Source organism: Aeromonas sp. (assembly GCF_051657805.1).
GTDB lineage: Bacteria > Pseudomonadota > Gammaproteobacteria > Enterobacterales > Aeromonadaceae > Aeromonas.
Genome location: NZ_JBOFLJ010000003.1, coordinates 344,653 through 370,284, shown reverse-complemented (window position 1 = coordinate 370,284; position 25,632 = coordinate 344,653). Strand labels below are relative to the sequence as shown.

Below are 25,632 nucleotides of genomic sequence, written 5' to 3'. Positions count from 1 at the left end.
ATGCTGAACCAAATCAAGGGCAAGTTGATCGTCTCCTGCCAGGCGCTGGAAGATGAGCCGCTCCACAGCGACTTCATCATGGGGCGCATGGCGCTGGCGGCCGCCCGGGGTGGCGCCAGTGCCATCCGGGCCAACAGCGTGGTGGATATCCAGGCCATCAAGCAGCAAGTATCCCTGCCGGTTATCGGTATCCTCAAGCGCGATTATCCGGGCTCCGAGGTCTACATCACCGCCACCTTGCGGGAGGTGGATGAGCTGATGACGGCCTCGCCCGAGATGATTGCCCTGGATGCCACCCTGCATCCGAGGCCTGATGGACAGAGCCTGGCGCAGATGGTCGAGGCCATCCGGGCCCGTTATCCAGAACTGCTGCTGATGGCAGATATTGCCACCCTGGAGGAGGCAGCACATGCCGAGCGGCTCGGCTTTGACTGCGTCGGCACCACCCTGCACGGCTACACCCGGGAGACGAAAGGCCACAAGCTCCATGACGATGACTTTGCCTTCCTGCGCGCCGTGCTGGCCGCCGTCACTGTGCCCGTGATTGCGGAGGGGAATGTGGTGACGCCGCAGATGGCGACCCGTTGTCTGCAACTCGGTGCCCATGCGGTCGTCGTGGGCGGTGCCATCACCCGTCCCCAGCAGATCACAGAGCGATTCATCGAGGCGATGGGGCTGTAAGTATACCCAAGGGCTTCAGTCGCTCTGGCCTGCCGGGCTCCACGGCTAGACAAGGTGTGGAGTGACTTGGTGCTAGGGGCGGCAGCCCATCAATCCGTGGTATTGCTGGCCCAGGGGCTCAATCTCCTGGGCTTTTTTTGTGTCTGAATTCGTCACAGTGAGGCTCTTGGTGGCTATCGGCGCGGGGGAGGGGCTGGCTACACTGGCTGGGTCAATGTGGGGCAGGGGAACACGACTGCCCACATCCGATCACACAGAGGGAGTGGCCTATGAGGGTTGCATGGAAGAGGAGGGGCTGGCTCGCCGTGATGCTGGTGGCTGGCCCGATATCGGGTTGCGCCGTGATGGCGCCCGTGCCCATCGAGTATCTGCCGCAGGATCCGCCGCCGGGGGCCGTGCCTTATGGCAAGCAGGTCTACGTGGACGATGGCCGCTGCCCGGACGCTCAGGTGAAGCGAATTGTCGGTGGCGATGCCAAGAAAGATATCCCGCGTCAGGTGGAATGTGTGCCCAGACCGCAATGATAAGTGGGTTTTGGTTGCAAAAGAGGTTGTAAAAAAGAGCCAGGGCCGTCGCCTTGGCTTTTTTTATATGGGGAATCTGGGAGTCGCCGGGCTAGAAGGCGTCTCCCGGTACCCGTACCCAGCCCTCCATCAGGATGCGGGCGGAGCGAGACATCACCGCCTTGGTGATGGACCACTCCCCGTTCACCCGACGCGCCTCTGCGCCGACTCGCAGGGTGCCGGAGGGGTGGCCGAAGCGCACCGCTTCCCGCTCGCCGCCACCCGCCGCCAGGTTTACCAGGGTGCCGGGAATGGCGGCTGCGGTGCCTATGGCCACGGCGCAGGTGCCCATCATGGCGTGGTGCAGCTTGCCCATGGAGAGGGCCCGCACCAGCAGATCGACCTCGCCCGCCTTCACCTCCTTGCCGCTGGCGGTGCGGTAGTCCTTCGCCGGTGCGACGAAGGCGATCTTCGGGGTGTGCTGGCGGGTCGCGGCTTCTTCTGGCGTTTTGATGAGCCCCATGCGCAGGGCGCCGGCGATGCGGATCTGCTCGAAACGGGCGAGGGCCTCGGGATTGGTGTTGATGGTCTCGCGCAGCTCTGCGCCTGTGTAGCCAATCTCCTCGGCGTTGACGAAGACGGTGGGGATGCCGGCGGCAATCATGGTGGCCTTCAGCACACCGATGCCGGGGACTTCCAGCTCGTCTATCAGATTGCCGGTGGGGAAGAGGGTGCCGCCCTTCTCGCCATCATCTGAGGGGTCGAGAAACTCCAGCACGATTTCGGCGGCGGGGAAGGTGACCCCGTCCAGTTCGAAATCGCCTGTCTCCTGCACCTGACCGTTCGTCACCGGCACGTGGGCGATGATGGTCTTGCCTATGTTGGCCTGCCAGATCCGCACCACGCAGGTGCCGTTGTCCGGGATGCGGGCCGGGTCTACCAGGCCGGCGTGGATGGCGAAGGCGCCGGCGCCGGTGGAGAGGTTGCCGCAGTTGCCGCTCCAATCCACAAATGCCTTGTCGATGGCAATCTGGCCGTAGAGGTAGTCCACGTCGTGATCGGGCTGGCTGCTTTTGGAGAGGATCACGCACTTGGAGGTGGAAGAGGTGGCGCCCCCCATGCCATCGATATGGGCACTGTAGGGATCCGGGCTGCCAATGATGCGCAAGAAGAGCGCATCCCGGGCCGAACCGGGCACCTGACAGCGCTCTGGCAGGTCCTGCAGACGGAAGAAGACCCCCTTGCTGGTGCCGCCGCGCAGATAGGTGGCCGGTATTTTGACTTGTGGTGTATGGGCCATAGAAATTGTCCAAAAAAGGGTGTTAGACCTTCTCTTTTGGGGAGAAGGTGCCCGAAAAGGGGAGTCGGGTGAGGGGGACCTGTTTTCCCTCACCCAACCCTCTGCCAGAGGAAGAGGAACCTGGCCCGATATTAGCTGGCGGCCTTGTGGGCCGTCGACTCCAGGAAGTCCTGGGCGAAGCGTTGCAGTACGCCGCCCGCCTCGTAGACAGAGACCTCCTCGGCGGTGTCGAGGCGACAGGTCATGGGTACCTCGACCACCTCGCCGCTGCGGCGGCGAATGACCAGCGTGAGATCGGCGCGCGGCTTGCGCTCCCCCACCACGTCATAGGTCTCGGTGCCATCCAGTCCAAGGGTCAGGCGGGTGGTGCCCGGTTTGAACTCCAGGGGCAGCACCCCCATGCCAATGAGGTTGGTGCGGTGAATGCGCTCGAAACCTTCTGCCGCTATCACCTCCACCCCGGCCAGCCGTACCCCCTTGGCCGCCCAGTCCCGGGACGAACCCTGACCGTAGTCGGCGCCGGCGACGATGATCAGCGGCTGCTTGCGCTCCATGTAGGTTTCGATGGCTTCCCACATTCGCATCACCCGACCTTCCGGCTCGACCCGGGCCAAGGATCCCTTCTTCACGGCGCCGTTGACCACTGCCATCTCGTTCACCAGCTGGGGGTTGGCGAAGGTGGCGCGCTGGGCGGTCAGGTGATCGCCGCGGTGGGTGGCGTAGGAGTTGAAGTCCTCCTCCGGCAGGCCCATCTTGTGCAGGTATTCGCCCGCCGCGCTGCTGCGCATGATGGCGTTGGAGGGGGACAGGTGATCCGTGGTGATGTTGTCCGGCAGCACAGCCAGCGGGCGCATGCCGCGCAGGGTGCGCTCGCCGGCCAGGGCGCCCTCCCAGTAGGGGGGGCGACGGATATAGGTGCTCTGGGGGCGCCAGTCGTACAGGGGCGCCACCTTGGGACCCTGATCCTCCTCGATGGTGAACATGGGGATATAGACCTGGCGGAACTGGGATGGCTTGACCGAGGCCTTGACCACGGCGTCGATCTCCTCGTCGCTCGGCCAGATGTCTTTGAGGCGAATCTCCTTGCCGTTCACCACCCCCAGCACATCCTTCTCGATGTCGAAGCGAATGGTACCGGCGATGGCGTAGGCCACCACCAGGGGCGGGGAGGCGAGGAACGCCTGCTTGGCGTAGGGGTGGATGCGGCCGTCGAAGTTGCGGTTGCCGGAGAGCACCGCCGTGGCATACAGATCCCGGTCAATGATCTCCTGCTGGATGGCGGGATCCAGGGCGCCGGACATGCCGTTGCAGGTGGTGCAGGCGAAGGCCACCACGCCGAAGCCGAGTTGCTCCAGCTCCGCATCCAGTCCCGCCTCTTTCAAGTAGAGGGCGACTGTCTTGGAGCCGGGCGCCAGGGAGGACTTGACCCAGGGCTTGCGCACCAGACCGAGCCTGTTGGCGTTGCGGGCCAGGAGGCCTGCGGCAATCACGTTGCGCGGGTTGCTGGTATTGGTGCAACTGGTGATGGCCGCGATGATGACGGCGCCATCGGGCAGCAGGCCGTCGGCCTCCTGGGTGCGGGCCTTGTCCAGATCCACCGCGATACCGCGCTCCGCCAGGGCGGAGACCGGCAGGCGACGATGGGGATTGGAGGGGCCGGCCAGGGTGCGCACCACGGTCGACAAATCGAAGTGCAGTACGCGCTCGTACTGGGCGCTCGCGAGGGCATCGGCCCAGAGGCCGGCTTCTCTGGCATAGGTCTCCACCAGTTTTACTTGGCTGTCATCGCGGCCGGTGAGCTTGAGGTAGTCGAGGGTCTGGTCGTCGATGAAGAACATGGCCGCGGTGGCGCCGTATTCCGGCGCCATGTTGGAGATGGTGGCGCGATCGCCCAGGGTCAGGGCGGCGGCGCCCTCCCCACGGAACTCCAGATAGGCGCCAACCACCTTCTGCTGGCGCAGGAACTCGGTGAGCGACAGCACCAGATCCGTGGCGGTAATGCCGGGCTGCGGTTTACCGGTCAGCTCCACGCCGACGATCTCCGGCAGCCGCATCCAGGAGGCGCGCCCCAGCATGACGTTTTCGGCTTCCAGCCCGCCCACCCCGACGGCGATGACGCCGAGGGCGTCAACGTGGGGGGTGTGGCTGTCGGTGCCGACGCAGGTGTCCGGGTAGGCGAGACCACGATCGGCATGAATGACCGGCGACATCTTCTCCAGGTTGATCTGGTGCATGATGCCGTTGCCTGGCGGGATCACCTCGATGTTCTTGAACGCCTGCTTGGTCCAGTTGATGAAGTGGAAGCGATCCTCGTTGCGGCGATCCTCGATGGCGCGGTTCTTCTCGAACGCCTGGGGATCGAAGCCGCCGCACTCGACGGCCAGCGAGTGGTCGACGATCAGCTGCACCGGCACGACCGGGTTGACCTGGGCGGGATCACCGCCCTGATCGGCGATGGCGTCGCGCAGGCCGGCGAGATCCACCAGGGCGGTCTGGCCCAGGATGTCGTGGCAGACCACCCGGGCCGGGAACCAGGGGAAGTCGCGCTCACGCTTGCCGAAGACGATCTGACCCAGGCACTCATCGAGGATGGCCGGATCGCACTTGCGAACCAGGTTCTCGGCGTGCACGCGCGCCGTGTAGGAGAGTCTGTCCCAGGCGCCGGGCGCGATGGCGTCGACTGCCGCGCGAGCATCGAAGTAGTCGAGCACCGTGCCGGGCAGGGGCTTGCGGTATTGGCTGTTGATGTGGCTCATGGGCGCTCCTTGAGCGGCACGAACTTGAGATCCTCCGGGCCGACGTAGTTGGCGCTCGGGCGGATGATCTTGCCGTCGATGCGCTGCTCGATGACATGGGCGGACCAGCCGGAGGTGCGGGCGATGACGAACAGCGGGGTGAACATGGCGGTGGGCACCCCCATCATGTGGTAGCTGACGGCGCTGAACCAGTCGAGATTCGGGAACATCTTCTTGGCATCCCACATCACGGCTTCGAGGCGCGCGGCTATGTCGAACATCTTGGTGTTGTGCTGCTCCTGGCTGAGATCGCTCGCCACCTGCTTGATCACGTGGTTGCGCGGGTCGGAGACGGTATAGACCGGGTGGCCGAAGCCGATGACCACTTCTTTCTTCTCGACCCGGGTGCGAATGTCTGCCTCGGCGTCATCCGGGTTCTCGTAGCGCTTCTGGATCTCGAACGCCACCTCGTTGGCGCCGCCGTGCTTGGGCCCGCGCAGGGCGCCAATGGCCCCGGTGATGCAGGAGTACATGTCGGAGCCGGTGCCGGCGATGACGCGGCCGGTGAAGGTGGAGGCGTTGAACTCATGCTCGGCGTAGAGGATGAGGGAGGTGTGCATGGCGCGCACCCAGGAGGCACGGGGCTTGTGCCCGTGCAGCAGGTGCAGGAAGTGGCCGCCGATGGAGTCGTCGTCGGTCTCGACGTGAATGCGCTTGCCGTTGTGGCTGAAGTGATACCAGTAGAGCAGCACGGACCCCAGGCAGGCCATCAGCTTGTCGGCGATGTCGCGGGCGCCCGGGTGGTTGTGATCGTCCTTCTCGGGGGAGAGGCAGCCGAGCACGGAGACGGCGGTGCGCATCACATCCATGGGATGGGCGCTCGGGGGCAACTGCTCCAGCGCGGTCTTGACCCCGGTGGGCAGGCCGCGCAGGGCTTTGAGTTTGGCCTTGTAGGCGGCGAGCTCCGCCACATTGGGAAGATGCCCGTGCACCAGCAGGTGGGCAATCTCTTCGAATTCGCAGCTGGTGGCCACGTCCAGGATGTCGTAGCCACGGTAGTGCAGATCGTTGCCGGAGAGGCCCACGGTACACAGGGCCGTGTTACCGGCGGCGGTGCCGGAGAGGGCGACGGATTTCTTGGGCTTGAAGCCGGTGGTCGTTTCGGGAATGGCGCTCATCACATGTTTCCTCATTCAGTCCGTTGAAGCGCCAGCCGCCAGCATGAGGCGGCTGGTCGCGGGCTTATTCCTTGGTGAACAGTCTGTCCAGAGTCTGCTCGTAGTGGTGATAACTGAGGAAGTCGTAGAGGGACTCCCGGGTCTGCATGGTGTCGACCACGGCGCGCTGGTGGCCATCGCGGCGCAGCTGCTGATAGACATTGAGGGCGGCCTGATTGGCGGCGCGGGCGGCGCTCAGGGGGTAGAGCACCATGTCGACGCCGTGGGCGGCCAGCGCCTCCTTGTCAAACAGCTCGGTTTTACCAAATTCGGTCATGTTGGCCAGGATGGGCACCCCGGCAACCTGCTTGAAGCGATCGTACTGGTCCAGTTCGGTGACCGCCTCGGCGAAGATCATGTCGGCGCCCGCCTCCACGTAGGCGGCGGCGCGATCGAGGGCCGAGCCCAATCCTTCCACCGCCAGGGCGTCGGTGCGGGCCATGATGACGAAGCTCTCGTCCTGGCGGGCGTCCACCGCGGCCTTGATCCTGTCCACCATCTCGGCGATGGAGACCACCGCCTTGTTCGGCCTGTGACCGCAGCGCTTCTGGGCAACCTGATCTTCCATGTGAACGGCGGCCACGCCACCTCGCTCGAAGGCGCGAACGGTGCGGGCGATGTTGAAGGCGCCGCCCCAGCCTGTGTCGATATCCACCAGCAGGGGGACCTGGGTGGCGGCCGTGATGCGTTCGGCATCGATCAGCACGTCATTCATGGAGGTCATGCCCAGATCCGGCAGGCCGAAGGAGGCGTTGGCCACCCCGGCACCGGACAGATAGAGGGCCTTGAAGCCGCTGCGCTCGGCCATCAGCGCCATGTAGGCATTGATGGTACCGACGATCTGCAGGGGGTTCTCATTGGCCAGGGCACTGCGAAAACGGGTACCGGCCGAGGGGGATAGCTTGGACATTGTGACTCCTTTCATGGGCTTCTTGTCTGCTGCGGATAGCACTATCTGATACCACGTTTACGTCAACGTCAATGCGGCTTAGGTCGAAGGCTGAGCCCTTGGGGCGCCGTCTTCGGCGGCATTGCAATAACCTCTTTTGAGTCAACCAGATAGGCTCTTCGTCTCCAGGCAAAACCTGGTCATGGCGCCGTCGCCATGGGGGTTCAGGGGGATTCTGTCCTCTTCACTACCGGGCTTCAACGGATTCGAAAGGACTGTCATGAGATGAAAAGTGGCTGTCGCCCGATGCAAAGCGGACGTTTACGTAACCCCCTAGATTCAATCCGGACGAAGACTTTCACTCACGAATGGATTGGAGAACAGCCATGGCCAACGCCATACGCTTTTATGAAACCGGGGGCCCCGAGGTCCTGCGTTATGAAGAGATAGGTGTCGGTGAACCCGGGCCTGGCCAGGTGCGTCTGCGCCACGCCGCGGTCGGTCTCAACTATGCCGACACCTATTTTCGTAACGGCACCTACCCGATCCCGCTGCCCAATGGCCTGGGGGTCGAGGCGGCCGGTGTGGTCGAAGCGGTGGGCGAGGGGGTCACCAACGTCGCCGTCGGTGATCGCGTCACCTATACCGGCTTTATCAATACCCTTGGCGCCTACTCGACCGAGCGCCTGATCCCGGCCGCGCCGCTCATCAAGCTGCCGGACAGCATCGCCTGCGAAACCGCCGCCGCCATGACGATGCGCGGCCTCACCTCCGCCTACCTGATGCGCCGCATCCACGACTTCAAGCAGGGGGACAGCATCTTGCTGCACGCGGCGGCTGGTGGTGTGGGTCTCATCGTCGCCCAGTGGGCCAAGCTGCTGGGACTCACGGTGATCGGCACAGTCTCCAGCGAGGCGAAGGGGGAAGTCGCCCGGGCCCACGGCTGCGACTACATCATCGACTACAGCCGCGAGGACGTGGCCCAGCGGGTGCGGACCCTGACCGAAGGGGCGGGGGTCGACGTGGTGTTCGACAGCGTCGGCAAGAGCACCTTCATGGGGTCGCTTGATTCGCTGAAACGCCGCGGTCTCATGGTCTGCGTCGGCACCGCCTCCGGCCCCATCGACGGCTTCAACCCCCAGTTGCTGGCCATGAAGGGATCCCTCTACCTGACCCGGCCGGCACTCGCCGACTACATAGCCGATCCCGCCGAGAAAGCCGCCCTGGCGGGGGAGCTGTTCGATCACGTGGCCAGCGGCCGGATCAAGATAGAGATCAACCAGAAGTACGCGCTGCAGGACGCGGCGCAGGCGCACCGGGATCTGGAGTCTCGCAAGACCACAGGCTCCTCCATCTTCGTTATCTAGGGCGCGAGTTCCCCACCCCATGGAGGGGGAACTTGTCCGGTCGCCTGACTTGTCATCTAGGGAGAGAGACATGCGTGTAGAACAACTGACCTGCCATATCGGCGCCGAGCTGTCTGGCGTCAACCTGGCGGATGCCGTCCACGACGGGGATCTGTTTGCACAGATCCGCGCCCAGCTGCTCAGGCACAAGGTGCTGTTCCTGCGCAATCAGGAGATCAGTCGGGCCGATCACGTGGCCTTCGCCCGTCGCTTCGGCGAGCTGGAGGATCACCCCGTGGCGGGCAGCGATCCGGACAACCCCGGTCTGGTGCGCATTTACAAGTCGCCGGAGGTACCAAACGATCGCTACGAGAACGCCTGGCACACTGATGCCACCTGGCGCGAGCAACCCCCCATGGGCTGCGTGCTGCGCTGTGTGGAGTGCCCGCCCGTGGGCGGTGACACCCTCTGGGCCAATATGGCGGTGGCCTACGATGCGCTACCCGAAGAGATCAAACAGAAGATCGCCGGCCTGCGCGCCCGTCACAGCATAGAGGCGAGTTTTGGCGCCGCCATGCCCATCGAGAAGCGCCTCGCCCTGAAGGCCCAGTTCCCGGACGCCGAGCACCCCGTGGTGCGCACCCACCCGGAGACGGACGAGAAGATCCTGTTCGTCAACGCCTTCGCCACCCACTTCACCAATTACCACACCCCGGCCCATGTGCGGGTCGGCCAGGACTACAGCATGGGGGGCAGCGATCTGCTGCGCTACCTCATCAGCCAGGCCTATATCCCCGAGTTCCAGGTGCGCTGGCGCTGGCAGCCGGGAAGCATAGCCATCTGGGACAACCGCAGCACCCAGCACTATGCCGCCATGGATTATGCCCCCTGCCATCGCAAGATGGAGCGGGCCGGGATAATGGGCGACAAGCCCTTCTAAGAACTTGTCCACGTTCTTACTGCGAGGTCGTGATCAAGGCTCATGCGCTGCTCGGAATCCTCATGTGTACCTACACACTCCGGTTCCTGCGCTGCTCTTTGCCTTGTTGACGGCCTCTCGCGACAGACCGTGAACATGTTCCAACCCATACCGCATGCCCCGGGCGCGTGGATAGCCCGGGCGCCACTTCACATCTCAAGGAGAGAAACAGATGCAATTTTTTGACGATTCCCTGCACCCGGAGAACATGGAAAAGGTAGTAATCACGGTCGCGCCCTATGGCCCAGAGTGGGCGCCAGGGGACTTCCCGGAGGACATCCCTGTGACCATGGAGGAGCAGATCCAGAAGGCGGTGGAGTGCTACGAGGCGGGCGCGACCGTGCTGCACCTGCACGTGCGTGAGCTCGATGGTACCGGCTCCAAGCGACTGTCCAAGTTCAACGAGCTGATCGCCGGGGTGCGCAAGGCGGTGCCGGACATGATCATCCAGGTCGGCGGTTCCATCTCCTTCGCACCGGAAGGGGAGGGGGAGGCGGCCAAGTGGCTCTCCGACGACACCCGCCACATGCTGGCTGAGCTGACCCCGAAACCGGATCAGGTCACGGTCGCCATCAACACCACCCAGATGAACATCATGGAGCTGCTCTACCCGGAATACCTGGAAGGCACCTCCCTGGCCCATCCAGCCTATCAGGCCGCCTACAGCGAGATGACGGTCCCGGCCGGTCCGGCCTGGGTGGCCGAGCACTTGAAGCGGCTGATGGCCAACGGCATCCAGCCCCACTTCCAGCTGACCGGCATGCACGCCATGGAGACCCTGGAGCGACTGGTGCGCAGGGGTGTCTACATGGGGCCGCTGAACCTGACTTGGATCGGCATCGGCGGCGGTTTCGATGGCCCCAACCCGTTCAACTTCATGAACTTCGTCCACCGTGCGCCGGATGGTTGCACCCTGACCGCCGAGTCCCTGCTCAAGAACGTGCTGCCGTTCAACATGATGGCCATGTCCATGGGGCTGCACCCGCGCTGCGGTATCGAGGACACCATCATTGGTCAGCACGGCCAGCGCATGAGCTCGGTGGAGCAGATCCGCCAGTGCGTGCGGGTAGCCCATGAGCTCGGCCGCGAGGTGGCCAACGGCAAGGAGGCACGGGCCATCTACCGCATCGGGGTGCAGTACGACAGCATCGAGGAAACACTGCTCGCCAACGGCATGGCGCCGAACCGCTCCCAGGGCCAGAAAGGGGTGCCCCAGCGCTCCTGAGCCAGTTGGGTCGCGGTGTGAAAAATAAGCGCCGCGACCCGTCAACTCCGTTTGCCAAAGGGCCGCAGCCCTTGCACTATGCAGCACCCGGCAAACTGATGGATGTGTCAGTAATGGGTTTCCGGCGGCTCCGGCCACCTGTACCACGACCGGGTTCTAACCCAATTTGTTGTAGCGCGAGGGATTGTATGGCTACGTATCATATCGATGAGGGCGCGGCCGGCGAGGTTGCCGTGCCCCGTCGCTACGCCTGGATAGTGTTTGCACTGACCTTCGGCCTGCTCATCTCCGACTATATGTCGCGCCAGGTGCTCAACGCCGTGTTCCCCATGCTCAAGGGGGAATGGGTGCTCTCGGATACCCAGCTTGGTCTGCTGAGCGGCATAGTGGCGCTCATGGTCGGGCTGCTCACCTTCCCGCTCTCTCTGCTCGCCGATCGCTTCGGCCGGGTGAAGAGCCTGGCCCTGATGGCCGCGCTCTGGAGTCTGGCGACCCTGGGCTGCGCCCTGGCCCAGAACTACGAGCAGATGTTCATCGCCCGCTTCCTGGTGGGGGTGGGGGAGGCCGCCTATGGCAGCGTCGGCATCGCCGTGGTGGTCTCCGTCTTCCCGAGGGAGATGCGGGCCACCCTCTCCGGCGCCTTCATCTCCGGCGGCCTGTTTGGCTCAGTGCTCGGCATGGCCAGCGGAGGCCTGCTGGCCCACTGGCTCGGCTGGCGCTGGGCCTTCGCCGGCATGGCCCTGTTCGGCCTGCTGCTGGCGGCGCTCTACCCCCTGGTGGTGAAAGAGTCGCGGATCTCGACTCCGTGCCGCGGCGCCAAGGGGGCTGCCGGGGGACGCAATCCCCTGCGCAGCCTCTATTCCAGCCGCTCGGTGATCTCGGCCTATGTGGGCAGCGGCTTGCAACTGTTCGTCGGTGGTACCGTCATCGTCTGGATGCCGAGCTACCTCAACCGCTACTACGGCATGGAGACCGACAAGGCGGGCGCGGCGGCGGCCATCATAGTGCTGTGCAGCGGCGCCGGCATGATCCTCTGTGGCATGCTGAGCGACAGGCTGTGCAAGGCGCGGCCGGATCGCAAGATAAGCCTCGCCATCGCTTATTGCATCGGCAGCTGCGCCCTCTTGTCCCTGGCGTTCGCCCTGCCGTTCGGCTTGCCCCAGCTGGTGCTGATCTGCCTCGGCATGTTCATCGCCACCGGCACCTCTGGCCCCGCCGGCGCCATGGTGGCAAATCTCACCCACGCCAGCGTGCACGGCACCGCCTTTGCGACCCTGACGCTCGCCAACAACCTGCTCGGCCTGGCGCCTGGCCCCTTTATCACCGGCAAGGTGTCCGATCACATCGGTCTGGATAATGCCTTCCGGCTGGTGCCCCTCATCAGCATCGCGGCGGCCATGGTCTTTCTCTATGCCAGGCGCCACTACCACAAGGACGTGGCCCGACTGGAGGGGGAGTCCTCCCCGTCCATCGCTCCCGATCCCGCCATCAACGAAGGTCACACGGAGGTCAGGGCATGAGCCGTTCCCTGCAAACCCTGAAACTAGATGTCTATTTCGATTTCATCTGTCCCTGGTGCCTGATCGGCAAGCGCCAGCTGGATCAGGCCCTGGCCCTGCTGCGGGCCGAACGACCCGAATTGCGGGTGGAGCCGCGCTGGCACGGGGTGCAGCTGCTGCCCTATCTGCCACTGCAGGGGGAGGATTTTCACGATTTTTATCTGCGCCGACTCGGTAGCGAATCCGCGGTGCGGCTGCGCCAGGCCCAGGTGCAGCAGGCCGCGGCGACCGTGGGGGTGAGCCTGGACTTTGACAAAATCCCCCGCATGCCAAACACCGCCGATGTCCATCGCCTGTGGCAACGGGCCTGCCAGCTGGGGTCGCCTGAGCAGCAGGAAACACTGCTGGAATCGCTGTTTGCCAGTCACTTCCTGCAAGGGGGGGATCTGGGGGATGGTAATCTGCTGCTGGATCTGGCCGAGCGGGCCGGTTTCCCACTGGGGGCCCTGGTCAGTTGCCTGCACGGGGATGGTAGCCCCTTCTCAGGGATAGCCGAGGGGCCCGCCAGTCAGGGGGTACCCAGCTTCGTGATGGGAGGGGGTCTGACCCTCTCCGGTGCCCAGCCAGTGGAAAAACTGCTCGCCAGCCTGCGCCTGGCGGTGGTGGCCGAGGAGAGTCGGGCGAAGGAAAAAGCGCGCCTCGAGGTGCCCGCCAGCCGGGTGCCTGCCCCCGGTCAGCGAGCTCTCATCGAAGGGGAGGGCAAGAGCCTGGTGCTGTTCAACATTGACGGCGAGTTTCATGCCATCGATGACAGCTGCCCCCATCAGGGCGCCTCCCTGTGCGGCGGCAAGCTGGAGGGGGAGACCATCCAGTGTCGCGCCCACGGCCTGCGCTTCAACCTGCGTACCGGTTATCTGCAGGGGTCGACCCAGCTCAAGGTCGGTCGTTACCCGGTGGAGCGGGAAGGGGATCGCCTCTTCATCGTCCTGACACCCGAGGAGAGCCTCTCATGCACGCCCTAGCCCTGACGGATCGCTTCGCTCGGGTGCGCGAGCTGGCCCCCGGCATGACCATCAGCCTGGTGGTGGCCGCGGCCGCCACCTTCCTGGCCGAGCACTACGGTGCCCCCGTGCTGCTGTTTGCCCTGCTGCTCGGCATGGCGCTGAACTTCCTCAGCGGCGAGGGGAGCTGCAAGGCGGGCATCGAGTTCACGGCGCGCAGCATCTTGCGCATCGGCGTCGCCCTGCTCGGCATGCGCATCACCCTGGGCCAGATAGCCGAGCTCGGCTGGATGCCGGTAATTCTGGTTGTGACCCTGGTGGTCGTCACCATCAGCCTCTCCGTCGTCGCCGCCAGACTGATGGGCTTCCAGCGCCTGTTCGGCATGCTGACCGGCGGTGCCACGGCTATCTGCGGCGCCTCCGCCGCCCTGGCACTGGCCGCCTCCCTGCCCAATCATCCGCAAAAAGAGCGCGCCACCCTGTTCACCGTCATCGGCGTCTCCGTGCTCTCGACGCTTGCGATGATCACCTATCCCATGATCGCCCGCTTCTTCGAGCTGACCCCGGTGGAGTCTGGCGTCTTCCTCGGCGCCACCATCCACGACGTGGCCCAGGTGGTGGGGGCGGGCTACAGCATGTCCACCGAGACCGGGGACGTGGCCACCGTGGTCAAGCTGATGCGGGTCGCCATGCTGTTGCCGGTGATCCTGGTGGCCGCCATGATCACCCGGATGCAGGGGGCGGATCCCGCCTCCGGCAAGCGGCCGCCCCTGCTGCCCCTGTTTGCGGTGGGTTTCCTGGTGCTGGCCTGCATCAACAGCACGGGCTGGGTGCCCGCCATGGTCCAGAGCGGGGTCAATGATCTGTCGCGCTGGTGCCTGGTGATCGCCATCGCCGCCATCGGCATGAAGACCCAGCTCAGGGAGCTGGCGGCGGTGGGGATCAAACCCATCTTGCTGATGGTGGGGGAGACGGTGTTTCTCGCCGCCCTGGTGCTGCTGTTGATGCACTGGGGGATCAAGCCTTAGGACGGTTACGAGTGCTCGATGACTCTCTATGGGGGGCATCGATGCTGGATGGCCAACGGATTAGCCAGAGAGGAATCTATGAACAAGTTATATCCCAGCGCCCAGGCCGCCCTCGGCGATCTGGTGCAGGATGACATCACCATCGCATCGGGGGGATTTGGCCTGTGCGGCATCCCGGAGCAACTCATCGAGGCGCTGCAGGAGAGCGGCAAGCGCGGCTTCACCATCATCAGCAACAACTGCGGGGTGGATGAGTTCGGCTTGGGGCCCCTGCTCCACAGCCGCCAGATCAAGAAGATGATCTCCTCCTACGTGGGGGGCAACAAGGAGTTCGAACGCCAGTATCTGGCCGGGGAGCTGGAGCTGGAGTTCACCCCCCAGGGGACCCTCGCCGAGAAGCTGCGCGCCGGCGGCGCCGGAATCCCCGCCTTCTTCACCCGCACCGGTTACGGGACCCTGATTGCCGAGGGCAAGGAGACCCGTCAGTTCGATGGGGACTGGTATGTGATGGAGCGCTCGCTCACCGCGGATCTCGCCATCATCAAGGGCGCCAGGGCCGACAAGGCGGGCAACCTGATGTTCAACAAGACGGCCCGCAACTTCAACCCGCTCTGCGCCAAGGCCGGCCGGGTCTGCGTCGCCGAGGTGGAAGAGATAGTCGAGGTGGGCGAGCTGGCCCCGGACGAAATCCACCTGCCCGGCATCTATGTGCAGCGGCTGGTACTCAACCCCAATCCAGAGAAACGTATCGAAGTGCGTACCGTCATGGAGAAAAGCTGAAATGGCCTGGACCCGTGAAGGTATGGCGCAATGTCTCGCCCAAGAGTTGCCAGTGGCTTCTTATTTTCAACCGTATTCAGTAGGGAGCTAACCATGGCATGGACCCGTGAAGAGATGGCGGAGCGCGCCGCACAAGAGTTGCAGGACGGCTTCTACGTGAACCTCGGCATCGGCCTGCCGACCCTGGTCGCGAACTATATTCCTGATGGCATGGAGGTGTGGCTGCAAAGCGAGAACGGCCTGCTCGGCATAGGCCCATTCCCGAGCGAAGAGGAGCTGGACCCGGATCTCATCAACGCCGGCAAGCAGACCATCACCACCCTGCCCGGCAGCAGCTTCTTCGACAGCGCCGAGAGTTTCGCCATGATCCGCGGCGGTCACATCAACCTGGCGCTGCTCGGCGCCATGCAGGTGTCCGAGCGCGGCGATCTCGCGAACTGGATGATCCCGGGCAAGCTGGTCAAGGGGATGGGGGGGGCCATGGATCTGGTGGCCGGGGTCAAGCGGGTGGTGGTGCTGATGGAGCACTGCGCCAAGAACGGGGAGCACAAGATTTTGGAGTGGTGCAACCTGCCCCTGACCGGGGTCGGGGTGGTGAGCCGCATCATCAGCGATCTCGCCGTGCTGGATGTGACCCCGAGCGGTCTCAAATTGGTGGAGCTGGCCCCCAACATCGAATTCGAGCAGTTGCAGGCCGCCACCGGCTGCCGCATCTGCCGCTAACTCACGTGCAGGCCGACTCGTCGGCCATTTTCACGGCGAAGTGAGGATGCTTGGGCCTGCTTCGCCGCTTTTATACTTTCTGTGATGTCTCTGGTGCCCCGCCTTCCCTCGATAACAGGCTTCCATCACCCACTCACTGGGCATGCCCGCGCCTTGGCAGACCCCGTTCCTTCGCCATGGTCCCTGGCTGAGCCTCTCTTATCCCCTGCGCGGAAGCCGTCCGGCACCCCTTTCACCTCCGTTTTTCGGCGCGGCTAATGCCTGTCACCAAATGAAAAGTGGCTGACGTTCAATGGCAAGCAGGGGGGCCGGGCTGGCCGTAGAGTCGGTAGCAACAACACAGAGCGCACCCGGGGGAGGAACCCGCAAGGGAGGAGGCAAACAGAGCGCCCCCTCGTCCCCAAGGGAAGCGCCGACCCTGGCACAACCGCCAGGCAAGAAGCCAAGCAACACCATCAAGCCAACGGAAACGGCGATTAAACAGAGCAAGACCAACAACAAATAACAAAAGATGACACTCGGAGAGACTGTAATGGATTACAAGCACACGAGTCATGGCGCTGGCGCATTGCGCGTCAGCCTGCTGGCGACGGCCATCGCGGCCGTCCTCATGCCAGGCGTTCAGGCGGTGGAGATCGACACGGGCAGCGAAGAGTGGTCCGTGCGCTTCGACAACACCGGCAAATTCAACTACGGCATGCGCACCGAGAGTGCGGACTCCCGCATGCTCGCCACCCCGAACAACAACGATGGGGATTACAACTTCAAGGACGCCGGCGACACCGTCACCACCCGCTTCGATCTGCTGACCGAGCTCGACGTGGTGAACAAGGGCAATACCGGTTTTCGCATCAGCGCCGCCAGCTGGTATGACTACGCCTACAGCGGCGTGGGCGCCGATGAGAATCCCTTCATCAATGGCAACGACGAGCGCTCCGGCATCGCCGGCTGGGCGGGCAGACCCGCGGCGCCCGCCATGTTTGGCAATGCGCACCTGAGCGACTACGCCGACCGCTACTACCACGGCCCCTCCGGCGAGATCCTCGACGCCTTCGTGTTCCACAACATGGAGATCGGTGACGAGTCCCTGCTCGGGGTCAAGATAGGTCAGCACAACATCTTCTGGGGGGAGACACTGCTGAGCCCGGTGCACTCGGTCAGCTACGGCCAGTCCGGCCTGGATCTCGCCAAGCTGGCGGCATCCCCCGGCACGGAGGCGAAAGAGCTGTTTGTGCCCCGCAACCAGATCTCCGCCTCCTTCACCCTGAACCCTGAATGGACCTTCGCCGCCCAGTATTTCCTGGACTGGAACGCCGCCCGATTGCCGGAAGCCGGCACCTATTACGGTGGCTCCGATCTGGTGGGCTTCGGCGCCCAGTCCTTCCTGCTGGGCCACACCGGCGGTCCCGGCCTGGCCGGGCCGAACGGTACCCTGAGCAACATCCGCCGCGGCGAGGACATAGAGCCCGGCAAGCATGGTGACTGGGGCATCATGACCAAGTGGTCCCCCGAGGCGCTGGACGCCACCCTGGGGGCCTACTATCGCCGCACCGCCGACATCCTGCCCCAGGCGGTGCTGGATGCCAGGGGTCTGAACACAGGCGGACAGGGGCTCAGAGGCATACCGACCCTGCGCAACTCAGTGGATACGGCGAGCTACGGCTTCGCTTACGGTGAAAACATCGACATTTTTGGCCTTAGCCTGTCCAAAGATGTGGCCGGGGTGAGCGTGGGCAGCGATTTGAACTATCGCCATAATATGCCGCTCTCCAGCATCCCGGCGCTGCTGAGCGCCGCCGGTGCTGACAGTCTGGCCAGTGGTTTCGGTGCCTTGCCACCGCGCAATGCCAACACGGGAACCCTGGTGGATGGCAGCGATGGCTACAGTGCCACCGGCGACACCCTGCACTGGACCATCAACGGCCTGATGACCATAGCCGACACCCCGCTGTTCGACTCCGCCGTGCTGCTCTCGGAGCTCTACTACAGCAACCTCTTGCACCTCGATGAGCACAACAAGGCGCTCTACAAGGGGGAGGACAGCTATCAGGGGCTCGACAAGTCGACTCGGGATAACTGGGGCCTGGCCCTCAACTTCACCCCGATCTGGTATCAGGTCTTCCCCGGGGTGGACATGAGCATGCCGCTCTCCGTCAACCTCGGCCTGAACGGGATCTCCCCCGTGCAGGGCGGCGGGGCGGAAGACACCGGCAACTACGCGGTCGGCCTCGGCGCCACCATTTACAACCAGTACTTCGTCGACCTGAAATACGTGGACTCCTTTGGCAAATCCGCCGAGTGCAACGACGGCGCCAAGGATGGATCCACCCCCAACGCCCTGGATGCCACCCAGCGCAACACCTGTTACGCCGGCGGTTACTCCTCCTTCTCGGGAGGCGGTGCCACCACGGAAGACAGGGGCGCCGTCTATCTGACCCTCAAGACCACTTATTGAGTCACGCGACCGCATCGGAGAACGAGATATGAACCTGAACAAGACCCTGTTGGCCGCCTCCCTCACCCTGGCCCTCGCGGGCCAGGCCCTGGCAGCCGTCTCGACCAGCGAAGCCCAGCAGCTTGGCAGCAATCTGACTCAGATAGGCGCCGAGGCTGCGGCCAACGCCGATGGCAGCATCCCCGCCTACAGCGGCGGCCTGACCACGCCCCCCGCCGGGTTCAAGGCCGGTGACAGCATGCGCCCGGATCCTTACGCCGGCGACAAACCCCTGCTGGTGATCAACGGCAAGAACGAGGGGCAGTACAAGGGGCTGTTGACCGCCACCACGGCGGAGCTGCTCAAGCGCTTCCCTGACTTTCGCGTCGATGTCTACCCGACCCACCGCAGCGTGGCGCTGCCCCAGGCGGTGCTGGACAACACCAGGCAGAACGCCCTGAACGCCAAGACCCTGGAAGGGGGGATGGCGGTGGACAAGGTGCTGCCGGGCATTCCCTTCCCCATCCCCAAGACGGGGGCCGAGGCCATGTGGAACTTCCTGCTGCGTTATCAGGGGGTGAACATCGCCACCAAATATGACTCCTGGAACGTGGACTCCGCCGGGGTGGCGGCCCTCTCCACCACGGGGCAGGCGTTCATCAACTACGCCATCTACGAGGACATGAAGAAGCCCATCTCGGCCAAGGACACCTACTACCAGATGAAGCTCTACTACACGGGCCCGGCTCGCCGGGCCGGTGAGGCCATCATGCTGCGCGATGCCGCCAACCCCCTTGAGCAGCCGCGCAAGGCCTGGCAATACCTGCCGGGGCAGCGCCGGGTCAAGCTGGCACCGAACCTGGCCTACGATACCCCGAACCCGGGCACCTCCGGGGCCGGCACCTATGACGACGTATTCGTCTTCAACGGGGCGCTGGACCGCTTCGATTGGAAGCTGGTGGGCAAGCAGGAGATGATAGTCCCCTACAACACCTACAAGCTCACCTATCAGACTGACGCCAAGGCCCTGACCACCCCGAACTTCCTCTCGCCGGATCAGGTGCGCTGGGAGAAGCACAGGGTCTGGGTGGTGGAGGGAACCCTCAAGGCCGGTGAGCGCCACATCTACGCCAAGCGTCGCTTCTACCTGGATGAAGACAGCTGGGTGGCCCTGGCCTCGGATCAGTACGACGCCCGTGGTCAGCTCTATCGCGGCTCCTTCGCCTTCCTGAGCCAGAGCTACGACAAGCAGACCCCGGACGCCACCCCCTTCATGATCTATGACCTGGTAGCGGGGACCTACAACATCAACGGTGTGGTGGGGCCCCATGGCGGCATCAAGTACGGCGATTCGCTCTCCAAGGCGAAGTGGTCGCCGGAGTCCCTGGCTGGCGCCGGGATCCGCTAAGCCGTAACGGGAGCCCGGTTCGCCTCGCGAGCCGGGCTCCCCGATGTTGGCGCCTGGGCTCATGTGCCTGGACGCAGCTCAAGACAAGGACGTGGTATGGGTTCATTCAAGACGTTGGCGCCACTCATGTGCTGCGCCCTGCTGATGCAGAGCGCCGAAGCGATCGCGGGGCAGGCGGCCGACTATGTGGACGTGCTGGACTTGCCGGCGAAAGCCAGCCCCCTGGCCGAGCACAGCCCATTGCTGAGTCTGGCCAGGGCTGGCAATCGGCTGGTGGCGGTGGGGCAGAGAGGTCACATCCTCTACTCCGACGACGAGGGGCAGCACTGGCAGCAGGCTCGCGTGCCGGTGAGCGTCGATCTCACCGCCGTCGTCTTCCCCACCCGGCTGCAAGGCTGGGCCGTGGGGGGGGATGGGGTGGTGCTGCACAGCCTGGACGGCGGTACCAGCTGGCAGAAACAGCTGGATGGCCGCCAGATAGGCGAGCTGGTGCTCAATCATTACTCGGCGCTCGCCAAGGCCGAACCCCAGAGCGAGCTCTGGCCTCAGCTGGTGGAAGAAGGGCAACGGCTGGTGGAGGAGGGGGCCGACAAGCCGCTGCTCGGCGTCTGGTTCCAGGATGACAGGGTCGGCTACGTGGTCGGGGTGTTCAACCTGATCCTGCGCACCGACGACGGTGGCCGGCACTGGACGCCGATGCAGGATCGCACCGACAACCCGCAAGGGCTGCATCTCAATGCCATCGCCCGGGCGGGCAGCGGCCTCTATCTCGCTGGCGAGCAGGGCTTGCTGCGCAAGTGGGATGAGGGGCAGCGGCGCTTCCTGGCTCTGCCGTCCCCCTACGAGGGCAGTTTCTTCGGTCTCATCGGCCAGGACAATCAGGTGATCGTCTATGGCCTGCGCGGTCACGTCTATCGCAGCACGGATGAGGGGGCGAGCTGGACCAGGCTCGCGAGTCCGCTGCCCATCAGCATCAGCGCGGCGGTGCAAGATGGGGGTGGTCGGGTACGTTTGTTCACCCAGGCGGGCCATCTGCTGCGGGTCGACGGTAATCAGCCGCTGCAGCTGGTTCCCCAGACCGAGCCTTCACCCGTGGCGGGGGCCGCCCTGACGCAAGATGGCGCCCTGGCGCTGGTGGGCAGCCGCGGCGTGCGCACTCTGACTGTCAAATAGGGCCGTCAAATAGAGCCGTCAAATAGAGCCGTCAAATGATGGACGGCTGCCCAAGGGTGGCCGGATAACAATAACGAGAGAGTACCCAGATATGAGCCATGTGAAGCAAGATGCGATGCCGGTGATCCGCGATCTGGCGGATTTCGATCGGCGCTCCGGCAACCTGCTGGAGCGGCTGGTGTTCAACCACAGACCCCTGTTCATGCTGCTGATGACGCTGGCGACCCTGGTGCTGGGCTATATGGCGACGACGAGGTTGGAGCTCAGGCCCAGCTTCGAGAAGATGATCCCCCAGAGCCAGCCCTACATCAAAAACTTCCTGGAAAACCGCCAGTCCCTGCGCGGCCTCGGCAACTCGGTGCGGGTGGTGGTGGAGAACACCCAAGGGGACATCTTCGATCCCGACTACCTTGGCGTGCTCAAGCGGGTCAACGACGAGCTGTTCCTCACCGAAGGGGTCGACCGGGCCTGGATGAAGTCCCTCTGGAGTCCGGCGGTGCGCTGGACCGAGGTGACCGAGGAGGGCTTCCAGGGCGGCCCCGTGATGCCGGACGCCTATCAGGGCAAGCCTGCGGATATCGAGCAGCTGCGCCAGAACATCAACCGGGCCGGCATCGTCGGCAGCCTGGTAGCGAGCGACTTCAAGTCCAGCATGCTGATAGTGCCGCTCTTGGACAAGGCATCAGCCACGGGTCAGCCCCTCAACTATCACGAGTTCTCCCAGCGCATCGAGAAGTTGCGCGACCAGATTGAGTTCGATGGCAAGCCTCATCAGGCGGGAGAGGAGGGGACGGGCAAGTACAAGATCCGGGTCATCGGCTTCGCCAAGCTGATGGGGGATCTCATCGACGGCCTAATCCAGGTGATCATGTTCTTCGCCCTGGCGGTGGCGACCTCGCTCGCCATCATCTTCCTCTACACCCGCTGCGTGCGCAGCACCCTGCTGGTGGTGGGCTGTTCGCTGATCGCCGTGGTGTGGCAGCTCGGCCTCGTCGCCTGGCTCGGCTACGCCATCGATCCCTACTCCGTGCTGGTACCCTTCCTCATCTTCGCCATCGGGGTCTCGCACGCGGCCCAGAAGATGAATGGCATCATGCAGGACATCGCCCGCGGTACCCATCGCCAGGTAGCCGCCCGCTACACCTTCCGTCGCCTGTTCCTGGCCGGGGTCACGGCGCTGCTTGCCGATGCGGTGGGCTTCGCCGTGCTGATGCTGATCGACATCCCCGTCATCCAGGATCTCGCCATCACCGCCAGTATCGGCGTGGCCGTGCTCATCTTCACCTCCCTCTTGCTGATGCCGGTGGCCCTCTCCTATGTGGGGGTGGGGTGCAAGGCCGCCGAGCGGGCCTTGCGAATGGAGAACAACGCCGCCGCCCACAAGGGGTTTGGCCGGCTCTGGGATCTGCTGGACCGCTGCACCGAGCGCAAGTGGGCCGCCGTCGTGGTGGTACTGGGGCTGGCCATGGGGATCGGCGGTTACCTGGTGAGCCTGAACCTGAAAGTCGGCGATCTGGACAGCGGGGCCCCCGAGCTGCGCGCCGACTCGCGCTACAACAAGGACAACGGCTACATCACCAGCCACTACGTACTCTCGAGCGACCTGTTCGCGGTCATGGTCAAGACGGCGCCGGAAGGGTGCCTGAACTACCAGACCCTGATCCTGGCGGATCGCCTGGGCTGGGAGTTGCAGCAACATCCCGGGGTGCAGGCCACCACCTCGCTGGTGAACGCGGTGCGCCAGATCACCGCCGGCACCTATGAGGGCAACCCCAAGCTCGCCAGCATACAGCGCAACCAGAACGTGCTGAACTACGCCGCCCAGCAGGCCTCGGTCAACAGCCCGGAGCTGTTCAACACCGACTGCTCCCTGATGCCGGTGATCGCCTACCTGAAAGATCACAAGGCCGAGACCCTGAGCGGCGTGGTGGCCATCGCCGACCAGTTTGCCCGGGAGAACAGCACGGCGGATCGCCAGTTCCTGCTCGCCGCGGGCAGCGCCGGCATCGAGGCCGCCACCAATGAGGTGGTGCACGCCGCGAGCCGCACCATGCTGCTCTATGTCTACCTGGCGGTGACAGTGTTCTGCCTCATCACCTTCCGCAGCTGGCGGGCGACCGTGGTGGCCCTAGTGCCCCTGATGCTCACCTCTGTGCTGTGCGAGGCGCTGATGGTATTCATGGGGATAGGCGTCAAGGTGGCGACCCTGCCGGTGATTGCGCTCGGGGTCGGCATCGGCGTGGACTATGCGCTCTACCTGCTGAGCGTGCAGCTGCATTACCAGCGCCAGGGCCTCTCCCTGGTGGAGTCCTACCGCAACGCCGTGGCCTTCACCGGCCGGGTGGTGGGGTTGGTGGGGATCACCCTGGCCGCCGGTGTGGTGGGCTGGGCCTGGTCGCCGATCAAGTTCCAGGCGGATATGGGCATACTGCTCACCTTCATGTTCCTGTGGAACATGCTGGGGGCCCTGATCGGGGTGCCGGCGCTCTCCTACTTCCTGCTTCGTCATCCCAAGGCAGCCCCGGCCGCCCAGCCGAACGGGCAGGGGGAGGGGCGACATGAGCCGGACCTGCGTCCGGTCAGCCTGCGCGAGGGGATCCAGGTTATGGAGGAAGGTCAGGCGGGGGGCCGGGATCTGCGCCAGGGGGCCTGATTGGATCAACAAGAGAAAAAGAAGAGGGAGGCGCTATGCCTCCCTCTTCTCGTCTGACGAATGGTGCCGGTTCAGCCGTAGGCCAGGCTGATCTGGGCGCCCTGCACAGGCCTGGGTTGCACCTTGTTGCGCGAACGCCAGGTGGCCGGCGGCATACCGAACTGGGCGTTGAACCAGCGGGTGAAGGAGCTTGGCATGGAGTAGCCCAGCATGTCGGCGATGTGGCCGAGGGAGTAGGTGGAGTTTTGCAGGTAACGCATCACCAGGTCGCGGCGCACGTCGTTGATGAGTTCGCTGAAGGTGGCGCCGCTCTCCTCCAGATGGCGCTGCAGTGTGCGCACGTTCATGCCGAGAGTGCGGGCGATCTGCTCTATGGTGGCGCGGCCCATGGGCAGCAGCAGGTAGATGGCCTTGCGCACGTCGGTCAGCAGGGAGTGCTGGGTCTCTACCAGCAGGGTGTCCAGATACTGGCGCGCGTGGCGGGCCATAGCCTGGTTCGCCAGGGGGTTGGGAATATCCAGATCCGCGGACTGGCAGACGATGCCGTTGAACTCGCTGCCAAACTCCAGCTTGCAGCCGAACAGCCGCTTGTGGATGGCGAGATCCGCCGGCGCGTCGTGGGTGAAGTTGACGCTAATGGGGTGCCAGTTCGCCCCAAGGCCGACCTGGGCGGCGCAGAAGCGATACATGACGCCGACCGCGAGCTCGGTGGCCTGGCGCGAGGGCATGGGGGTATCCGTGATGATCTCCTCGCGGATGATCACCGTCTTGCCCGCCTCCTCGATGAAGATGGCCAGGGCGTTGTTGAACAGGTGGATGTACTGCACCATCACCTGCAGCCCCTCCCGCAGGTTGGGTTGGTAGCTCAGCAGCAGGCTCACCTCGCCAAAGTCCGACAGCTGGCGATGCTCCGCCATGCGCAGCCCCAGGCTCTGGCAGTCACCGGTGCGGGCGGAGAGCTCGAGCAGCTTGATGATGGTAGCGACCGGGATCCGCTGGTTCGGGACGTCCAGGATGGAGGCGCTGAGGCCGGCCTGTGACAACAGCTGTGGGGTATTGAGACCCAGCTGGCGGGCGACGTCGAGGTAGTTGGTGAGGGTAGCGGCTCTGGCAAGAAGGGTCATGATGCGATTCCCGTGGCGACAGCTCATCTGCCGAATGTTAACTGTTTTTTATCATTTCATTTACATGGTGGGAAGTGCTATTAACTGCTTTGTTAGCCGTCAATGGTCGTAGGTTTCAGCTGTTCCCCCTTTGCCTGTCGTTTCTGCTGCCAGACCCCGCTGCTGTCATAAAAAGACAAGTCCATGACACCCAAGGTAAAGCAAGGGGGCGGCGCGCACCTTACTGTGGCTCCCAGGTTACCCGTCATCGTCGGGCCGTCGGAACAGAGGATTGAGATGCATAGACTACGAACCCGCGCCACCGTGTTGATCGTGCCGGGCCTGAGGGATCACGTGGCCGATCACTGGCAGACCCTGCTTGCCGCTCACCTGGAGAAGGTGGTCACTGTACCGCCCCTGACGAAGGAGAGGCTCAGCTGCCGGGCCAGGGTCGAGGCCATCACAGGGGCACTCTCCTCCATAGCGGGGCCGGTGATCCTGGTGGCTCACAGCGCGGGTGTGCTGATGGTGGCGCACTGGGCGGCGCAATTTGCTGTGCAGAAGAGGGGGGAGGCACAGGCACATAACATCCAGGGTGCCCTGCTGGTGACGCCGCCGGATCTGGAGGCCAGCTGGCCCGCTCAGTACCCCAGCCCGCAAGCCATGGAGGCCGGTGGCTGGCATCCTCTGCCACGCCAGCCGTTGCCGTTTCCCAGCCTGGTGGCCATGAGCCAGAACGATCCCCTGGCGAGCCCGGCGGCGGTGCGTGCCCTGGCGGCGGACTGGGGGAGCGAGCTCATGGATCTCGGTGCCGTGGGGCACCTCAACCCGGCGAGTGGCTTCGGCCCTTGGCCCCAGGCCATCGAGCTGGTACGCCGGCTCGACGGTTGGCAATGAACAAGCGGGCGGGGGGTATTTGCCCCTCGTCTTTCAGGATGAGCAAGCATCCGCCAGG

Annotated in this window: 20 protein-coding genes; 15 read left to right on the top strand and 5 right to left on the bottom strand. The window is 64.3% G+C overall.

The features are described from left to right. The gene (locus ACRCYW_RS02025) at nucleotides 1-681 is read left to right on the top strand and encodes an N-acetylmannosamine-6-phosphate 2-epimerase (RefSeq protein ID WP_438548509.1); all 681 of its coding nucleotides are present in this window, start codon (nucleotides 1-3) and stop codon (nucleotides 679-681) included. Between the two features lie 269 nt (nucleotides 682-950). Further along, on the top strand, nucleotides 951-1,205 hold the full coding sequence (locus tag ACRCYW_RS02020) for a DUF6719 family protein (protein WP_438548508.1): 255 nt from the start codon (nucleotides 951-953) through the stop codon (nucleotides 1,203-1,205). 91 nt (nucleotides 1,206-1,296) lie between these two features. On the opposite strand, the gene prpF is transcribed toward ACRCYW_RS02020, so the two are convergent. The 4 genes from prpF to prpB all read right to left on the bottom strand — a co-directional run bounded on the left by prpF (nucleotide 1,297) and on the right by prpB (nucleotide 7,346). Next, complete coding sequence (gene prpF / locus ACRCYW_RS02015) at nucleotides 1,297-2,484, bottom strand: 2-methylaconitate cis-trans isomerase PrpF (RefSeq protein ID WP_438548507.1); 1,188 nt, start codon at nucleotides 2,482-2,484, stop codon at nucleotides 1,297-1,299. A 131-nt stretch (nucleotides 2,485-2,615) separates the two neighbouring features. Then, nucleotides 2,616-5,240, bottom strand: a complete 2,625-nt coding sequence (acnD, locus tag ACRCYW_RS02010; RefSeq protein ID WP_438548506.1) for a Fe/S-dependent 2-methylisocitrate dehydratase AcnD — start codon at nucleotides 5,238-5,240, stop codon at nucleotides 2,616-2,618. Next, nucleotides 5,237-6,397, bottom strand: coding sequence for a bifunctional 2-methylcitrate synthase/citrate synthase (gene prpC, locus ACRCYW_RS02005; protein WP_438548505.1), 1,161 nt, complete (start codon nucleotides 6,395-6,397; stop codon nucleotides 5,237-5,239). The genes acnD and prpC overlap by 4 nt, the downstream gene beginning before the upstream one ends. 64 nt (nucleotides 6,398-6,461) lie before the next feature. Continuing rightward, nucleotides 6,462-7,346 (bottom strand): methylisocitrate lyase, encoded by an 885-nt coding sequence (prpB, locus tag ACRCYW_RS02000; RefSeq protein ID WP_438548504.1) that lies wholly within the window; start codon nucleotides 7,344-7,346, stop codon nucleotides 6,462-6,464. A gap of 365 nt (nucleotides 7,347-7,711) precedes the next feature. On the opposite strand from prpB, the gene ACRCYW_RS01995 reads away from it, so the two are divergent. The 12 genes from ACRCYW_RS01995 (at nucleotide 7,712) to ACRCYW_RS01940 (ending at nucleotide 23,574) form a co-directional block, all read left to right on the top strand. Further along, nucleotides 7,712-8,692 carry a quinone oxidoreductase family protein gene (locus tag ACRCYW_RS01995; RefSeq protein WP_438548503.1) on the top strand — a complete coding sequence of 327 codons (981 nt, stop codon included), beginning with the start codon at nucleotides 7,712-7,714 and terminating at the stop codon, nucleotides 8,690-8,692. A gap of 70 nt (nucleotides 8,693-8,762) precedes the next feature. Next, nucleotides 8,763-9,611: a TauD/TfdA dioxygenase family protein gene (locus tag ACRCYW_RS01990; RefSeq protein WP_438548502.1), complete on the top strand. Its 849-nt coding sequence runs from the start codon at nucleotides 8,763-8,765 to the stop codon at nucleotides 9,609-9,611. Nucleotides 9,612-9,822: 211 nt separating this feature from the next. Next, nucleotides 9,823-10,875, top strand: a complete 1,053-nt coding sequence (locus ACRCYW_RS01985) for a 3-keto-5-aminohexanoate cleavage protein (protein WP_438548501.1) — start codon at nucleotides 9,823-9,825, stop codon at nucleotides 10,873-10,875. Between the two features lie 188 nt (nucleotides 10,876-11,063). Beyond that, a complete protein-coding gene (locus ACRCYW_RS01980) occupies nucleotides 11,064-12,395 on the top strand; it encodes an MFS transporter (protein ID WP_438548500.1) in 1,332 nt (443 codons plus the stop codon). After that, nucleotides 12,392-13,396, top strand: coding sequence for a DsbA family protein (locus tag ACRCYW_RS01975; protein ID WP_438548499.1), 1,005 nt, complete (start codon nucleotides 12,392-12,394; stop codon nucleotides 13,394-13,396). The genes ACRCYW_RS01980 and ACRCYW_RS01975 overlap by 4 nt, the downstream gene beginning before the upstream one ends. Continuing rightward, on the top strand, nucleotides 13,384-14,403 hold the full coding sequence (locus tag ACRCYW_RS01970; protein ID WP_438548498.1) for a YeiH family protein: 1,020 nt from the start codon (nucleotides 13,384-13,386) through the stop codon (nucleotides 14,401-14,403). The genes ACRCYW_RS01975 and ACRCYW_RS01970 overlap by 13 nt, the downstream gene beginning before the upstream one ends. 78 nt (nucleotides 14,404-14,481) lie before the next feature. After that, nucleotides 14,482-15,183 carry a CoA transferase subunit A gene (locus tag ACRCYW_RS01965; protein WP_438548497.1) on the top strand — a complete coding sequence of 234 codons (702 nt, stop codon included), beginning with the start codon at nucleotides 14,482-14,484 and terminating at the stop codon, nucleotides 15,181-15,183. A gap of 93 nt (nucleotides 15,184-15,276) precedes the next feature. Next, nucleotides 15,277-15,906, top strand: coding sequence for a CoA transferase subunit B (locus ACRCYW_RS01960; protein WP_438548496.1), 630 nt, complete (start codon nucleotides 15,277-15,279; stop codon nucleotides 15,904-15,906). Between the two features lie 532 nt (nucleotides 15,907-16,438). Beyond that, nucleotides 16,439-18,361, top strand: a complete 1,923-nt coding sequence (locus tag ACRCYW_RS01955) for a DUF1302 domain-containing protein (RefSeq protein WP_438548495.1) — start codon at nucleotides 16,439-16,441, stop codon at nucleotides 18,359-18,361. 28 nt (nucleotides 18,362-18,389) lie between these two features. Beyond that, nucleotides 18,390-19,748, top strand: a complete 1,359-nt coding sequence (locus ACRCYW_RS01950; protein ID WP_438548494.1) for a DUF1329 domain-containing protein — start codon at nucleotides 18,390-18,392, stop codon at nucleotides 19,746-19,748. A 96-nt stretch (nucleotides 19,749-19,844) separates the two neighbouring features. Next, nucleotides 19,845-20,921, top strand: coding sequence for a WD40/YVTN/BNR-like repeat-containing protein (locus ACRCYW_RS01945; RefSeq protein ID WP_438548493.1), 1,077 nt, complete (start codon nucleotides 19,845-19,847; stop codon nucleotides 20,919-20,921). 91 nt (nucleotides 20,922-21,012) lie between these two features. Next, a complete protein-coding gene (locus tag ACRCYW_RS01940) occupies nucleotides 21,013-23,574 on the top strand; it encodes an efflux RND transporter permease subunit (RefSeq protein ID WP_438548492.1) in 2,562 nt (853 codons plus the stop codon). A gap of 71 nt (nucleotides 23,575-23,645) precedes the next feature. On the opposite strand, the gene ACRCYW_RS01935 is transcribed toward ACRCYW_RS01940, so the two are convergent. Then, nucleotides 23,646-24,698 (bottom strand): AraC family transcriptional regulator, encoded by a 1,053-nt coding sequence (locus ACRCYW_RS01935; protein WP_438548491.1) that lies wholly within the window; start codon nucleotides 24,696-24,698, stop codon nucleotides 23,646-23,648. A gap of 276 nt (nucleotides 24,699-24,974) precedes the next feature. Here ACRCYW_RS01935 and ACRCYW_RS01930 point away from each other — a divergent pair, with 276 nt between their 5' ends. Next, nucleotides 24,975-25,574: an RBBP9/YdeN family alpha/beta hydrolase gene (locus ACRCYW_RS01930; RefSeq protein ID WP_438548490.1), complete on the top strand. Its 600-nt coding sequence runs from the start codon at nucleotides 24,975-24,977 to the stop codon at nucleotides 25,572-25,574. The last annotated feature ends 58 nt before the right edge of the window (nucleotides 25,575-25,632 follow it).